This window comes from Aeromonas eucrenophila, assembly GCF_000819865.1.
Lineage (GTDB): Bacteria > Pseudomonadota > Gammaproteobacteria > Enterobacterales > Aeromonadaceae > Aeromonas > Aeromonas eucrenophila.
This window is the reverse complement of sequence record NZ_CDDF01000014.1, coordinates 173198-188309: the sequence shown is the minus strand read 5'-3', so window position 1 is coordinate 188309 and position 15112 is coordinate 173198. Positions and strand designations below refer to the sequence as shown.

Here is a 15112-nt window from a genome sequence, read left to right as displayed (position 1 = left end):
ATCTACATAAGCAAAAGGGCCGCCAATTCTGGCGGCCCTTTCATTTTATCTCTCTGGTGCGGTCAACCGGGTTTAGCAATCTGGCACACACGAGAGTCACTGCACTGCCTGCACCGTTGCCGGGCCGGGCTCGTTGAGTTCGTCATCGGCCCAGTATTTGTAGCCCTGCAGGGTGGCCTGCAACACCAGACCGCTCTGGGTCAGCTGATAGACGGTCACCTTCTTAGCATTGGTGCTGCCCGTGGTATTGAACAGCTCGCTGCCCTTGTCGCCGGAGCGCGCCGCCGCATCGGCCTGGGCGCCGGCCTCCCAGCCCACCTCGATGAAGTGTTTCAGCGCATCGGCGTCGTTGAACAGGATCAGGGCCCTGAAGTCCTTGATGCCAAGACCCAGTCCCACACCGGCATTGGCCATGCTCATGTAGGTGTCTTTGCCACTCTGGTTGTCTCTCACCATGCCAAAGCCGCTGCCGGCACTGACGAAGATCAGGCTGTTGTTGACGCTGGAGAAGACCGCGTAGCCCTTGGCCTGCTGCACCTCCTCGCGGATGCTCGCCTTCTCCTGATAGAGTTCGGTCAGCACCTGTTCCCGCATGCCCTGCACGTAACCGCGCTTCTCTTCCGGCGTGTCCCCCTTGGCGGCGCAGCCGGCCAGCAGGGCAACGAGCCCCCATATCCACCATCTCATCCTGCTCTCCTTCGTCTGGGTTATTTTTATTCAGTCGTTCAGAGCAGGATAAAATAGAAAAGTTCCGAGCCTGGAAAAAATAAACCCCTGCCTGGGCAGGGGTTTATCAGCATGATGATGAGATGAATCAGATCATGATGCCGGCGATCACGGCGGAGAGCAGGCTCACCAGAGTCGAGCCGTACACCAGCTTCAGACCGAAGCGGGAGACCATGTTGCCCTTCTCTTCGTTCAGCGCCTTCACCGCACCGGCGATGATGCCGATAGAGCTGAAGTTGGCGAACGACACCATGAAGATAGAGAGGATACCTACGGTGCGCGGGGACAGTTCGGCAGCAATCTTGCCCAGATCCATCATGGCCACGAACTCGTTGGTCACCAGCTTGGTCGCCATGATGGAGCCGGCTTGCAGCGCCTCACCACTCGGGATACCCAGGATCCAGGCGATGGGGTAGAAGATGTAGCCCATGACGTACTGGAAGTTGACGCCAAACGCCGCCTCGAACAGGTAGTTGATGAGCGCGATCAGGGCGATGAAACCCACCAGCATGGCAGCCACGATCACGGCGACGGAGAAACCGGCCATGATGTATTCGCCCAGCATCTCGAAGAAGTTCTCTTTCTTCGGGCTGTGGTGCTCGTCGCCTTCGGCGAGGGCCTTGATGTCGGTGACCGAGTTATCCGGCTCGTAGGGGTTGATCAGCGACAACACGATGAAGGTGCTGAACATGTTGAGCACCAGGGCGGCCACGACGTAGCGCGGCTCGATCAGCTGCATGTAGGCACCGACGATGGACATAGACACCGTGGACATGGCGGTCGCCGCCAGGGTGTACATCTGCTTCTCGTTCAGGTGCGGCAAGGTGTTCTTGAGCGCGATGAAGTTCTCGGACTGACCGACGATCATGGAGCTGATGGCGTTGAAGGACTCCAGCTTGCCCATGCCGTTGATCTTGGCCAGTACGGTGCCGATGCCACGAATGACGATGGGCAGCAGGCGAATGTACTGCAGGATCCCGATCAGCACTGAGATGAAGACGATGGGCATCAGTACCATCAGGAAGAAGGAGAAGGCCCCCTCGTTAACCAGGCCACCGAACACGAAGTCGGTACCCTGTTTGGCAAATTCCATCAGCTTGGTGAAGCCGGCAGCGAAGCCACCCACCACCGCCAGACCCACTTCGGAGTTCAGCATGAACCAGGCCAGCGCCAGTTCCACCACCAGCAGCTGACCGATATAGCGCAGCTTGATCTGTTTCCAGTTGTGGCGGTTCGCCAGCAACGCCAGAGCGAGGACCATCACGAGTCCGAGCACAAAGTGAACGTATTCCATACCAGTAGCACCTGAGTGAGTTGTAATTTTTTGACCGGCGCCATCATAGTGATTTGCGTATTTAAAAATCAGATAGCCATCACAATCTGCGGTAAAAATATGCACGCGAAATAATACAAACGTTTTTAAATTAATTAATCATCATGCGTGGTCACCTATCAGCCGGAATAACTATAAATACTATATACAAAACATACAGTTGTATTTTAGTTAATCAATTTCAGACTATATATCCCCATAAATTGCACTGTGACTCTGTTCACTGCCATGCCCGCAATGGCAGGCTCTGCATCATTATATTTAATCAAAAAGGGTGAAAAACGTTTATCTATTTTGCGCATAATTAGTCGCTGGCGATAATATGGCCTGCGATGCCGGGCCTGCGGCATTTTCACCCGCACTTTCGATCCCTCCGCAGCGGCGCCTGCCCCCATGGCAGGTGCAGGCGTTCAAAAATCCGCCACAATCCATCCCATGCGACGGCACTCTCTGGTATAATGCGCGCCCTTGCGCACAGCGCAGCCCGTTTTCCCGAAATAGAGTCCTCTTGTGAACAACAGCGAATTTAGCAGCCTCAACCTCTCTCCCGCCCTGCTGGAGAACCTCGCCAGCCTGGGTTATCTGCAGATGACCCCGATCCAGGCCCAGAGCCTGCCCCTGGTGCTCGACGGCAAAGATCTGATCGCCAAGGCAAAAACCGGCAGCGGCAAGACTGCCGCCTTCGCCCTCGGCCTGCTCTCCCGGCTCAACGTCAACCGCGTCGACGTGCAGGCGCTGGTGCTTTGCCCGACCCGCGAACTGGCGGATCAGGTCGCCCAGGAGATCCGTCGCCTGGCCCGCGCCCTGCCGAACGTCAAGCTGGTGACCCTGTGCGGCGGCACCCCCACCGCACCGCAATCAGCGACCCTGGGCTTCGGTGCCCACATCGCCGTCGGTACCCCGGGCCGCATCCTCAAGCATCTGGAGCAGGGTACCCTGGAGCTGTCCAGCCTGGAGACGCTGGTGCTGGACGAGGCGGATCGCATGCTGGACATGGGTTTTGGTGAAGACATCAACCGCGTCATCAGCTATGCCCCCGAGCGCCGCCAGACCCTGCTGTTCTCCGCCACCTACCCGGAAGGGATCGCCCAGATGAGCCGCGGTGTGCAGCGCAACCCGGTCGAGGTAAGCGTGGAGTCCCTGCACGAAGGCAGCGCCATCGAGCAGAAGCTGTATGAAGTGCCCGCCGGTCAGCGACTCGACGCCCTCACCTGGCTGCTGAGCCACCATCAGCCGAGCTCCTGCGTGGTGTTCTGCAACACCAAGCGCGCCTGCAACGACGTGGCCGATCACCTGGCCGCCAAGGGCTTCTCGGCGCTGGCGCTGAACGGCGATCTGGAGCAGCGCGAGCGGGATCAGGTACTGGTACGCTTCGCCAACGGTAGCGCCACCATACTGGTGGCCACCGATGTGGCCGCCCGCGGCCTCGACATCAAGGAGCTCGGCGCCGTCATCAACTACGAGCTGACCTATGACCCCGAGGTGCACGTGCACCGCATCGGTCGTACCGGTCGTGCCGGCCAGCAAGGCCTGGCCCTGAGCCTCTATCAGCCGAACGAAGCCCAGCGCGTCAACCTGATCGAGGAGTACCAGCAGGCTCCCATCCCGCAAGGGGATCTGAGCGAAATTGGCCGCGAGATCAAACCGATAGCACCGCTGATGGCGACTCTCTCCATCGACGCGGGTCGCAAGAGCAAGGTACGGGCCGGCGACATCCTGGGCGCCCTGACCGGCGAAGGCGGCATTGCTGGCAGCGACGTCGGCAAGATCCAGATCTCCGAGCAATACTCCTACGTGGCGGTCAAGCGTCAGGTAGCGAGCGCCGCCCTCAAGCGGTTGCAGGAAGGCAAGATCAAGGGGCGCACCTACCGCGCCCGCAAACTGGGTTAAAGAAGGCGCCGGGCGGCGTAGCTGCCCGACTTCTCACTGACCACAGCACGGGCGCCTCTTGCAGGCGCCTGTTTTTTATCAGGAATGTGCCACCCCATAGCACGGACAACAGAGATGAACAAACAACCCCAAGCCGAGGTCAGCTGCCAGAACTGCGAAGCCTGCTGCTGCCGCCTCGAAGTGATGCTATTTACCGATACCGGCGTGCCGGATCGCTACGTGGACGAGATAGAGGGACAGGTGCCCGTGATGCACCGGCTGGAAGATGGCTGGTGTGCGGCGCTGGATCGCAACACCATGATGTGCCGCATCTACGAGGTACGCCCTTTAATCTGCCGTGAGTTCGAGATGGGTGAACCCGACTGCATCGACGAGCGGGACAAGTGGTTTATCACGCTGAACTAACCCCCTAATGGATCACCCATCATCTGATGTGCCGCCTCCATGAGGTGCGCCCCTCATCTACCGCGAGTTCGAGATGGGTGAACCCGACTGCATCGACAAGGCCGCCCCTCCTGGCGGTCAATAACGAGGCTCCTTTCCAGACGAGCCCCGGCTAACCCGGGCTCTGCCGCACTCTGCCAACCGCCGCCTGGCTCGGCATCCGGCCATGGAGTGGCATGCTATGTTTTATTGCAGTTAATAAAACGTTGCTGCTATCATCCGCGCCACCAAAGGTTCCACCTGCAGCAACCTTTCTCACCGCCGCAAGGATCAGAGATGAAAACTCACGATGCGAATCATTACCAGAGGATCTGGCGCTGGCACTTCTACGCCGGTCTCTTCGTCGCGCCCTTCCTGATCCTGCTCTCCCTCACCGGCATGGTGTATCTGTTCAAACCCCAGCTCGACAACATCATGTATCCCGAGTTGATGAAGGTGGTCCCCGCTAGCCAAACCCTGAGCGCCGATCAGTTGCTGGCCAAGGCGATGATCGCCATGCCGGATGCCAGCCTCAGCAAGTACCTGCCTCCCGCGACCCCGGATCAGAGCGCCCAGTTCATCGTCCGCCAGCAGGGCAACGAGCTGACCCTGTTCATGGATCCCGCCAGCGGCGCCCTGCTCGGCACCATGGACAACAAGTGGAACCTGCAAGCGGTGGCGCGCGCCCTGCACGCCGAGCTGCTGATCGGCCCCACGGGGGATCGCCTGATAGAGCTGGCCGCCGGCTGGGGCATAGTGCTGCTCATCAGCGGCCTCTACCTGTGGTGGCCGCGCAAGGGCCCCGGTGTCGGCGGCATCCTCTGGCCCAGAATGAGCCAGCGTGGACGCCTCTGGTGGCGGGATCTGCACGCCGTGGTCGGCTTCTGGGGGGCGGGCTTCCTGCTGTTGCTGCTGCTCAGCGGCATGACCTGGACCGGTTTCTGGGGCGATCAGTTCGCCAGCGTCTGGAATCGTTTCCCGGCGGCCATGTGGAACGAGGTACCGAAATCCGCCCCCCTCACCCGCAGCCTCAACCAGGCTCATGCGCAGACCGTCCCCTGGGGGGCTGAGACCATGCCCATGCCGAGCTCGCAGCCAGCCGCCGAGGGCCACGATCACAGCGCCATGAACCACGGTGCCGGGCATGAGGGCATGGTGATGCCGAGCCATCGCATCCCGCTGCAGCAGGTGGTGGAGCTCGCCAGCGAGCGCAAGGTCACCCCGGGTTACAGCATCACCCCGCCCGCCGGCGAGAGCGGCGTCTACACCATAGCCCTGTTCGCCGACGATCCGCGCAACGACGCCACTCTGCACATCGATCAGTACAGCGGCAAGGTGCTGGCCGACGTGCGCTGGCAGGATTACGGCCCGGTTGCCAAGACGGTGGAAACCGGCGTCATGCTGCACACCGGCAAGCTCTACGGCTGGCCCCACCAGCTCGTCATGCTGATCATCTGCCTGATGGTATTGCTGAGCGCGGTGAGCGGGCTCTGGATCTGGTGGAGCCGCCGCCCGCAAGGCCGGCTCGCCGCCCCGCCCCTGCCCGCCAAGCTGCCGCCGATGCGTGGTGCCATCGCCGTGCTGGTACTGCTCGGGATCGCATTCCCGCTGGTCGGCGCCTCCATGATCGTCATCTGGCTGCTGGACACGCTGATCTTCTCCCGCCGGGAAACCGAAGCGGCGCAGAGCAGTTGAGCCATCAGGCCTCCACGGCGGCCTTGGCCATCAGTTCTACTAATGCAAGAAGGGCTCCCATAAGGAGCCCTTCTTGATTGATCTTGTCCTAGGCGGTGGCCTCCACCAACCTGATGATCTTGCTGGCCTTCTCGAAATGGTCTAGCTCATGAGTCTGGATCCACCAGGTGGCGGCCTCCATCAAGAGTGCAGGATCCTCATTCTTGTTGGCAAAAAACGCATAGAAGGAGACACCCACCCCCTCCCCCTTCTGGGCGATTTTCTGGTGGCAGACCCGGATCATCTTCTCTCTCAGTGATGCGCGCATCGGCGGTGGCTCCTCATCCTTGCGCCGCGGCAAAGCCTGCGCGCAACTCGGCGACGGGCAGGTAGCGACCGATGATCACCAGCCTGGACTGCGGTACTTCCTCCCCCCAGGGGGAGCCGTAGTCGAACCCCGCTACCTTGTGCACCCCCTGCACTATCAGCCGGCGCGGCTCCCCGGCGATGGCCAGCACCCCCTTGTAGCGCAGCATGTCGTTGCCATGTTGATCGATGCACTGCTCCATAAAGGCGCCGATCCGCTTCAGATCCAGCTCGCCCCCCTCGAACAGCTGGGCCGAGATGGCGTCGTGCCAGGAGCGGGGCTGGGCCGAGAGCGGCGAGAAGGCCTCGAAGCCCTGGCGTCCGGCCCGCACTATGTTTAGGCCCGGGATCAGGTTCAGCTCGTCGCTGAGGGTGAAGGCATCGAGGTCCAGCCAGAGTGCGGCCGGGCACTCCCCCTGCACTATGTCGAGGATCTGCGCCCTGGGGTTGATCCTGTGTACGCGGGCGATGGCGGCCGCCCGCATCCCCTCGTCCACCCTGTCGGTCTTGGTGAGCAGGATGCGATCCGCAAAGCCGAGCTGGGCCGCCGCCACCGGATGCACGTCCAGCTGGCGGGCTATGTGCTCGCAATCGGCCAGGGTCACGACCGCATCCAGACGCAGGGCATCCCGTAACTCTTCTTCGACGAAGAAGGTCTGGATGATGGGAGCCGGGTCGGCGAGCCCCGTGGTCTCGACGATCAGCCGCTCGAACTGCAATTCCCCCGCGGCCCGGCGGGCCAGCAGATCGGCCAGGGCGGCGCGAAACTCACCGCGCACGCTGCAACAGACGCAGCCGTTGCTGAGCTCCACCACGCTGATCCCATCCCCCCTTTGCAGCAGGTCGCCGTCGATATTGGCGGCGCCGAACTCGTTCTCGAGGATGGCCACGGAGGCGTTGGCCTGGTGGCGCAGGAAGTGGTTGAGCAGGGTGGTCTTGCCGGCGCCGAGAAAACCGGTCAGCAAGGTGACCGCTACAGCTTGCGTCATGATGGGAGTCCTGTGATGGCAGAGTATTAGCAGCAGCGCCCGCCATTCTTGCCGCCGTAGCGGGCATCCTGGCGTTCGCGAAAGAACTCGTCGTGGCTCATGGGGGTCTGCTCGGGGTGAGTCAGCCGCATGTGCTGCACGTAGTTGTCGTAATCGGGCACGCCCACCATCAGTCTGGCGGTCTGGCCCAGATACTTGCCCGCCTTGGCCAGGGTATCGAACATGCTAGCTCCTTGGGGCTATCAATGAGGCCGGCACCCCGGGGTGCCGGCCTGGTGACTCGTTTACTTGAGGCTCGGGGCCAGATCGCCGTCGTCATCAGACTTGGGCTGAGCCGTCCCCTTGCCCGCCGGCATCGGCTGATAGGGGGTCTCGTTGGCGGTCGGCTGCGGGTTTTGCAGCGCCTTGAGAGCCGTCTTGACCGAGAAGGCGGCGAGCACCACCACCACCAGCATGAAGAACATCGTCAAGCCCGCATCCAGCCGGTTGTTGAATACCAGCTGGGCCAGTTGGGATTCGGTGTACTGAGCCGGGATGGTGCCGCTGTCGATCATCCCCTGGAACTTGTTGGCGATGGCCAGGAAGCCGAGCTTGGGATTGTCGCTGAAGGTCTTCTCCCAACCGGCGGTCAGGGTACAGATCAGCAGCCAGCTGGTGGGCAGCAGCGCCACCCAGGCATAGGCCTGACGCTTCATCTTGAACAGCACCACGGCACAGAGCATCAGTGCCATACCCGCCAGCATCTGGTTCGCGATACCAAACAGCGGCCACAGGGTATTGATGCCACCGAGCGGATCCACCACCCCCTGATGCAAGAAGTAACCCCAGGCCAGCACGCACAGGGCGGTGGCGAGCAGGTTGGCCGGCAGGGAGTCGGTGCGCTTGAGGGAGGGAGAGATGACCCCCATCAGATCCTGCAGCATGAAGCGGGCAGCCCGGGTACCGGCGTCCACCGCGGTGAGGATGAACAACGCCTCGAACAGAATGGCGAAGTGATACCAGAAGGCGACGTTCATCAAGCCGCCGAGGGCACCGTGCAGTATGTAGGCCATGCCGACCGCCAGGGTCGGGGCGCCACCGGCGCGGGAGATGATGCTCTGCTCACCCACTTCGCTGGCGATACGGGTCAAGGTGTCCGGGGTGATCTGGAAGCCCCAGCTGCTCACCACGGCGGCGGCGGAGACCACCACGTCTGCGGTGCCCGCCGGTGCCAGCACCGCCATGGGGCTGTTCATGGCGAAGTAGACGCCCGGATCGATGACGCAGGCCGCCACCAGCGCCATGATGGCGACGAAAGATTCCATCAGCATGCCACCGTAACCGATGAAGCAGGCCTGGTTCTCGTTGGCCAGCATCTTGGGGGTGGTGCCGGAGGCGATCAGCGCGTGGAAGCCGGAGACGGCGCCACAGGCGATGGTGATGAACAGGAAGGGGAACAGATCCCCGGCCCAGACCGGACCTGTGCCGTCGATGAACTGGGTCAGCGCCGGCATCTGCAGGGTTGGCTGGGTCACCAGTATGCCGATGGCCAGACCCACTATGGTGCCGATCTTGAGGAAGGTGGAGAGATAATCCCGCGGCGCCAGCAGCAGCCAGACCGGCAGCACAGAGGCGACGAAGCCGTAGCCCACCAGCATCCAGGTCAGCTGCACCCCGTCGAAGTCAAAATAGGGCGCCCAGGTCTCGCTCTCGGCCACCCAGCCACCGGAGACGATGGCGAAGATCAGGCACACCAGGCCTATGATGGAGACCTCACCGATGCGCCCTGGCCTCAGGTAGCGGGTGTAGATCCCCATGAAGATGGCGAGCGGTATGGTGAAGGCCACGGTGTAGGTGCCCCAGGGGCTGTGGGCCAGCGCCTTGACCACTATCATCGCCAGCACCGCCAGGATGATCACCATGATCATGAAGGTGGCGATGAGGGCGATGACGCCAGCCGTCGGCCCCATCTCCGCCTTGACCAGCTCACCGAGGGAGCGGCCATCGCGGCGGGTGGAGACGAACAGCACCATGAAGTCCTGCACCGCCCCCGCCAGCACCACCCCGGCCAGCAGCCAGAGCATGCCGGGCAGGTAGCCCATCTGGGCCGCGAGCACCGGGCCGACCAGGGGGCCGGCGCCGGCGATGGCGGCAAAGTGGTGGCCGAACAGCACCTTCTTGTCGGTCGGCACATAGTCCAGACCGTCGTTGTGGCGCACCGCCGGCGTCATGCGAGTGCCGTCCACCGCCAGCACGTGCTTGGCGATAAACAGGCCGTAGTAGCGATAGGCGATCAGATAGACGCACACCGCCGCGACCACTATCCAGAGTGCGTTGATCTGTTCGCCCCGATTGAGGGCGATATAGCCGAGTGAGCTGGCACCGACCAGCGCCATCAGCATCCATCCAAGGTGTTTCCCTAACTTGTCCATAAGTCTCCCTTCATCGTTTTTACATATACGTCCAGGTACAGTTACATCTCTATAGCAATCCCCCAGGTGCCACAATCGGGGGCCGTCACAAGTCGGCGAGCCGCCCGGAAAATTTATCAATATTGCCGACCGGATCACGGCTATTTGGCGTACAGCCCGTGAAAACAGCCCTGAATTGATTGGAAAATTCCGCGAATGGCACCAATAAAAAAGGCCCCGAAGGGGCCGTTTTTATTGTGAAGAAACTCAGGAAAGCGCCAGCCCGATGGAGAGCAGCAGGCTGAACAGGAAGGCGCTGATGGCTGTCTTCTTGAGGGCCCCCGTCAGCACCTCACCATCGAAGCTCGTACGCAGGGTGAGGGCGGCATCGGCGAGGGGCTTCATGGCGGGTAGGAAGATCCAGGGCCAGAAACTGGCAGGCTGGATCAGCAGGAAGGCGATGGTGGCCAGCAGCGCCGCCCCCAGCAGGGCCCAGTGGTAGGCGATGGCACGGTTGCGACCGAGCCGCACCGCCAGGGTGATCTTGCCGCTGGCGGTATCCGTCTCTATGTCGCGCACGTTGTTAATGTTGAGCACCGCCGTCGCCAGCAGGCCACAGGCGGTGGCGGGCAACAGCAGATCCCACTGCAGGCTGTGGGTGAACAGGTAATAAGAGCCGAGCACCCCCAGCAGGCCGAAGAACAGAAACACCGAGATGTCGCCGAAGCCGCGATAACCGTAAGGAGTCTTGCCCACCGTGTAGGTGATGGCCGCAACGATGGCGGCGCCGCCCAGCAGGACGAAGGTCAGGATCTGCTGCCACTCCTCACCGAAGGCGCAGATCAGCAGGGCCAGCCCGCTCACCACCGCCGCCAGGGCGGTCAGCCCCATGGCCACGCACATCTGCTGGCGGGTGATGAGACCTGAGACCACGGCGCGCTGGGGGCCGATCCGCTCGCCGTTGTCGGCGCCGGACACCGCATCGCCGTAGTCGTTGGCCAGGTTGGAGAGGATCTGCAACAGGATGGCGGTCAGCAGGGAGAGGCCCATGATGGCACCGTCGAAGGCACCCCGGCTGGCAGCCAGTCCGGCGCCCAACAAAATCGAAGAACAGGCAAGGGGCAGTGTTCGCAAACGCGCCGCCAGCAACCACACAGAGAAGGTATTTGTCATATTGTGTTGGCCAAACAATCAGATATTGATCGTGTTAAGGGTTATCGAACCGGATTTAGGTATACTTGGCTCCGTGGGGGCTGAGGCTCCCTCGGGCAATTTACATGGAAGAATGGGCAGATAATATATAGGAAATCATCGCCCTTTGGCATCAACCTGCGCCATCCTCCCCCAGAGCGATTGCGACTATCCGGCTCAGACAAGACATCCATGTTGGCTCAGACCCATATCAAGCAACAACTGGACGCCCTGCGTCACAACAATGTCAGTGGCTTCGTGCGGTTGCGCGTGGCGGTCGAGGTGCACTCCTTCCTGGGCTGGCTGACGGCGCAGACCCTCTATCCCCGCATCTACTGGCAGGCACGCGGCCCACAGAGCCCCGAATATGTCGCCCTCGGTCGCATCCATGAACTGAACCAGCCGCAGGATGTTCGCCGGGTCTGTGACAACACGGCCGCCAGCAGCGAAGACAGCCCCCGTTACTACGGCGGGCTGGCGTTCGATCCGACCCAGCCCGGCTGGCCGGATTTTGGTCCCTGCCGCTTCGTGCTGCCCCGCATCGAGTTGGTGCGCCGGGGCGAGTGCGTCAGCCTCTGCCTGAACCTCTGGTTGCCCAAGCGGGAACGGGTGGCCGAGTTCGAGGCCGAGCTGCAGGCCGCCGAAGCCGCGCTGGATGCCCTGCTGCCGGAAGCGCCCCTGCCACCGCTGCACAAGCACGACTGGCAGCGAGAAGATTGCCCCTCCCGCGCCCAGTGGCAGCAGCTGGTGACCCGGGTCACGGCCCCCGCGTTTCAGGCGCACACCCCCAAGGTGGTGCTGTCGCGGGAGAGCCGCCTCACCCCTGGCGACAGCACAGACGAGGAGGTGATACCTGTTCCCTCCCCCTGGTCCCTGCTGGCCCAGTGGGCACAACACGCCCAGGAGTGCTTCCACTTCGGCTTCCAATTCTCCCCCGAGCAGAGCTTCATCGCCTGCTCCCCCGAGCGACTCTATCGCCGGGAAGGCCCCCATCTGTTTACCGAGGCGCTGGCGGGTACCATTCGCCGCTCAGGTGACGAGGCGACCGATGCCGCCCTCGCCGCCGAGTTGCTGGCCGACAGCAAGAACCGGCTGGAGAACCGGCTGGTCCACGCCGACATCCTCAGCCGGCTGGCGCCGCTCACCACCGGTACCAGCCTGACCGAGCCACGCATCCTCAAGCTGCGGCTGCTGCAACACCTCAAGTGCGACATCGAGGCCGAACTCAGCCCCGGGGTCTGCGACTGGCAGTTGCTGGACGCCCTGCACCCCACCCCGGCGGTGGGCGGCGCCCCGCGCGAGGCGGCGCTGGCCTTCATCCGCGAGCACGAGCCCCATGATCGCGGCTGGTACGCCGGCGCCTGTGGCATGCTGAGCCGGGAGACCTCGGAGTTCTCCGTCGCCATCCGCAGCGCCCTCGTCAGCGAGCAGGCCATCCACCTGTTCGCCGGGGCCGGCATAGTGGCGGGCTCCGAGCCCGCCGCCGAGTGGGCCGAACTCGACAACAAGATAGCCAATGTGCTCTCCCTGCTGGGATAGCGTTTTCCATTGTTTCCTCACTGCGAGAGCCCTATGCCCGCCAGCCCAGTGTCTGTGCACCAAGCGTTTGCCAGTCAACATGCCACCTTCAACCACGTCTGGTCTTCCCTCCTGCTGGAGGAGCTCCATCGCCTCGGCGTGCGGGACATAGCGCTGGCCTCCGGCTCCCGCTCGGCGCCGCTCACCATGGCCGCCGCCGCGCACCCCGGCTTTCGTCGTCACCTGCATTTTGACGAGCGGGGCCTCGGCTTCATGGCGCTCGGTCTCGCCAAGGGCAGCGGCCGACCGGTGGCGGTGATCATGACCTCGGGCACCGCGGTGGCGAATCTCTGGCCCGCGATGGCCGAGGCGCAGCTGACCGGGGTGCCGCTCATCATCCTCTCCGCCGACCGGCCGCCGGAGCTCATCGACAACGGCGCCAATCAGGCCATCGATCAGCAGGGGATCTTCGGCCGCTACCCCGTCTATCAGCAGAATCTACCGAGCCCGACCCCAGCCATACCGGCCGCCTTCGTGCTGAGCTCGGTGGATCAGGCGCTGGCCCAGCAGGCACGCACTCCGGGGCCGGTGCACTTCAACTGCATGTACCCCGAGCCGCTCTACCCCGGCGACCACTATCTGGATTTCAGCGACTACCTGGCCCCGCTCGGCGACTGGCTGCGCTCGGGCGCGCCCTGGAGCCCCTGGCTCGCGAGCGAACAGAGCTGCCCCGTTCAACCCGACTGGGCCGAGTTGCAGGGCAAGCGCGGCGTCATAGTCGCGGGCCGCATCCAGGATCCCGCCGAGGGACAGGCGGTGGCCGCACTGGCGGAGCGCCTCGGTTGGCCGCTGCTGGCGGATCTGCAGAGCCAGATCCGCTTCGACAGCCGCAACCTCATCCACGTGGATCTCGCGCTGCAAGACGGCTGCTTCGTCGCCGAGCTGGCCCGCGCCGAGGTGCTGCTGCAGTTCGGTGCCCGCCTCATCTCCAAGCGCCTCGGCCAGTTCATCAAGCAGCACCCCTGGCAGGACTACTGGCTGGTGGACCCGCAGCCGGCCAGGCTGGATCCGGACTACCGGCTGCGCCGCCGCCTGCTGTGCGAGCCCAGCGCCTTCGCCGCCAGCCATCCGCTCGCCACTCAACAGCCCCCCTGGCACAAGCTGGTGGAGCGCCAGCAACGGGCGACCCTCCAGATCCGCGCCGCCTGCGATCGCTTCTCCGAGCTCGGGGTCTGCCACCGCCTGAATGCGCTGATCGAAGGCCAGCTGTTCGTCGGCAATAGCATGCCAGCCCGGCTGATGGACATGCTCGGCGAGCCCGGCAAGGGGCCGAGCCGGGTGATGACCAACCGCGGCGCCTCCGGCATCGACGGCCTGATCGCCACGGCCTATGGCTTCGCGCAATCGGTCGAGCAGAGCAGCGATGAGCCGACCACCCTGCTGCTCGGGGACCTCAGCGCCCTGCACGATCTCAACAGCCTGGCTCTGCTCGGCAAGACCAGCCGCCCGCTGGTGGTGATCCTGCTCAACAACGACGGCGGCAGCATCTTCCGCATGTTGCCGGTGCCCACCGGCGATCAATTGCTGGAGACCTACTATTGCCTGCCCCACGGCCTGCACTTCGAGCACGCCGCCGCCATGTTCGGCCTCCAGTATCGGGCGCCGACCACCCTGGCCGAGTTTGAACAGGCCTATGCCGAGGCCCTGGAAAAGGGCGTAACCCTGATTGAAATCAAGGTGCCGAGCCAAGAAGTGGCCGAGGATCTGAAGGCATTGGGAAGCGCGATCCGTGGCCATTAGGCAAGCATCAAACGAGTCGACACTGGTACTGCTGCACGGCCTGCTCGGCGACGGCCGCGACTGGCAGCAAGTAATAGATGCCCTGCCCGAGCTCCCATGCCATGCGCTGGATCTGCCGGGCCACGGCCACAATCAGCCTCTGCGGGTGAGCGGTTTCGAAGAGGCCCATCAGTGGCTCTGCGGCGAGCTTGAGACCCGCGGCATAGTGCGCTACCGGCTGGCAGGCTATTCCCTCGGCGGGCGGCTGGCGCTCTATCACGCGAGCCAATCCCCAGCGGGGCTGCAGGCCCTGCTGCTGGAAAACTGCCATCCCGGCCTGCCCGCCGCCGAGCGCCCTGCCCGCATCGCCCACGACGAGGGCTGGGCCAAGCGTTTCGAGGGCGAGCCCTTGGCCGAGGTGCTGACGGACTGGTATCGGCAGCCGGTGTTTGCGGATCTCGACGCGACCGGACGGGCCCGCCAGATAGCCAGACGCCTTGGCAATGAGGGCCGGGCGGTGGCCGCCATGCTGCGCGCCACCTCCCTTGGCAAGCAGCCGGATCTCGCCCCCTGGCTTGCGTCCACCTCCTTGCCGCTGAACTGGATCTCCGGCAAGAACGATCAAAAATTCCATGCCCTGGCTTGCCAGCTGGTCGAGCAGGGCTGCAATATCAATCACTTGACGCTGGATGGCGGCCACAATCTGCACGCCAACCAGCCAGAGCGCTTCGCCACCTGCCTGCGGGAGTGGCTGGCAAGCGACGCCGATCCGGTCTGACTTCGTCCGGACATCCTTTGCCCCGGCCTGCGCCTGCAGGCTTATCACCCATAAC

At 63.2% G+C, this 15112-nt stretch carries 13 protein-coding genes; 6 read left to right on the top strand and 7 right to left on the bottom strand.

Annotated features, from left to right (window positions below):
• Nucleotides 1-96 precede the first annotated feature (96 nt).
• Together BN1124_RS14315 and BN1124_RS14310 are read right to left on the bottom strand one after the other, a co-directional pair.
• The gene (locus BN1124_RS14315; RefSeq protein WP_042643009.1) at nt 97-687 is read right to left on the bottom strand and encodes a lipid-binding SYLF domain-containing protein; all 591 of its coding nucleotides are present in this window, start codon (nt 685-687) and stop codon (nt 97-99) included.
• A gap of 127 nt (nt 688-814) precedes the next feature.
• Nucleotides 815-2020: a NupC/NupG family nucleoside CNT transporter gene (locus BN1124_RS14310; RefSeq protein ID WP_033131435.1), complete on the bottom strand. Its 1206-nt coding sequence runs from the start codon at nt 2018-2020 to the stop codon at nt 815-817.
• 549 nt (nt 2021-2569) lie between these two features.
• On the opposite strand from BN1124_RS14310, the gene dbpA reads away from it, so the two are divergent.
• The 3 genes from dbpA to BN1124_RS14290 all read left to right on the top strand — a co-directional run bounded on the left by dbpA (nt 2570) and on the right by BN1124_RS14290 (nt 6067).
• Nucleotides 2570-3949 (top strand): ATP-dependent RNA helicase DbpA, encoded by a 1380-nt coding sequence (dbpA, locus tag BN1124_RS14300; RefSeq protein WP_042643005.1) that lies wholly within the window; start codon nt 2570-2572, stop codon nt 3947-3949.
• Nucleotides 3950-4063: 114 nt separating this feature from the next.
• Entirely contained in the window at nt 4064-4354 is a 291-nt protein-coding gene (locus BN1124_RS14295) for a YkgJ family cysteine cluster protein (RefSeq protein WP_033131438.1), read from the top strand.
• A 315-nt stretch (nt 4355-4669) separates the two neighbouring features.
• The gene (locus BN1124_RS14290; RefSeq protein WP_042643004.1) at nt 4670-6067 is read left to right on the top strand and encodes a PepSY-associated TM helix domain-containing protein; all 1398 of its coding nucleotides are present in this window, start codon (nt 4670-4672) and stop codon (nt 6065-6067) included.
• 88 nt (nt 6068-6155) lie between these two features.
• Here BN1124_RS14290 and BN1124_RS14285 read toward each other — a convergent pair whose 3' ends face one another.
• The 5 genes from BN1124_RS14285 to BN1124_RS14265 form a co-directional block, all read right to left on the bottom strand.
• Complete coding sequence (locus BN1124_RS14285; protein WP_042643002.1) at nt 6156-6374, bottom strand: DUF6500 family protein; 219 nt, start codon at nt 6372-6374, stop codon at nt 6156-6158.
• 13 nt (nt 6375-6387) lie between these two features.
• A complete protein-coding gene (locus BN1124_RS14280; RefSeq protein WP_042643001.1) occupies nt 6388-7401 on the bottom strand; it encodes a CobW family GTP-binding protein in 1014 nt (337 codons plus the stop codon).
• A 26-nt stretch (nt 7402-7427) separates the two neighbouring features.
• Nucleotides 7428-7625, bottom strand: coding sequence for a YbdD/YjiX family protein (locus tag BN1124_RS14275; RefSeq protein ID WP_025325546.1), 198 nt, complete (start codon nt 7623-7625; stop codon nt 7428-7430).
• Nucleotides 7626-7685: 60 nt separating this feature from the next.
• Entirely contained in the window at nt 7686-9812 is a 2127-nt protein-coding gene (gene cstA / locus BN1124_RS14270) for a pyruvate/proton symporter CstA (protein WP_042642999.1), read from the bottom strand.
• A gap of 246 nt (nt 9813-10058) precedes the next feature.
• On the bottom strand, nt 10059-10964 hold the full coding sequence (locus BN1124_RS14265; protein ID WP_042642996.1) for a 1,4-dihydroxy-2-naphthoate polyprenyltransferase: 906 nt from the start codon (nt 10962-10964) through the stop codon (nt 10059-10061).
• A 210-nt stretch (nt 10965-11174) separates the two neighbouring features.
• On the opposite strand from BN1124_RS14265, the gene BN1124_RS14260 reads away from it, so the two are divergent.
• From BN1124_RS14260 to menH, 3 genes are read left to right on the top strand one after another with little or no spacing between them, the layout of a single operon-like run.
• Nucleotides 11175-12521 (top strand): isochorismate synthase, encoded by a 1347-nt coding sequence (locus tag BN1124_RS14260; RefSeq protein ID WP_042642994.1) that lies wholly within the window; start codon nt 11175-11177, stop codon nt 12519-12521.
• Nucleotides 12522-12554: 33 nt separating this feature from the next.
• A complete protein-coding gene (gene menD / locus BN1124_RS14255) occupies nt 12555-14300 on the top strand; it encodes a 2-succinyl-5-enolpyruvyl-6-hydroxy-3-cyclohexene-1-carboxylic-acid synthase (RefSeq protein ID WP_042642993.1) in 1746 nt (581 codons plus the stop codon).
• On the top strand, nt 14296-15057 hold the full coding sequence (gene menH, locus BN1124_RS14250) for a 2-succinyl-6-hydroxy-2,4-cyclohexadiene-1-carboxylate synthase (protein ID WP_042643366.1): 762 nt from the start codon (nt 14296-14298) through the stop codon (nt 15055-15057). The genes menD and menH overlap by 5 nt, the downstream gene beginning before the upstream one ends.
• Nucleotides 15058-15112 lie beyond the last annotated feature (55 nt).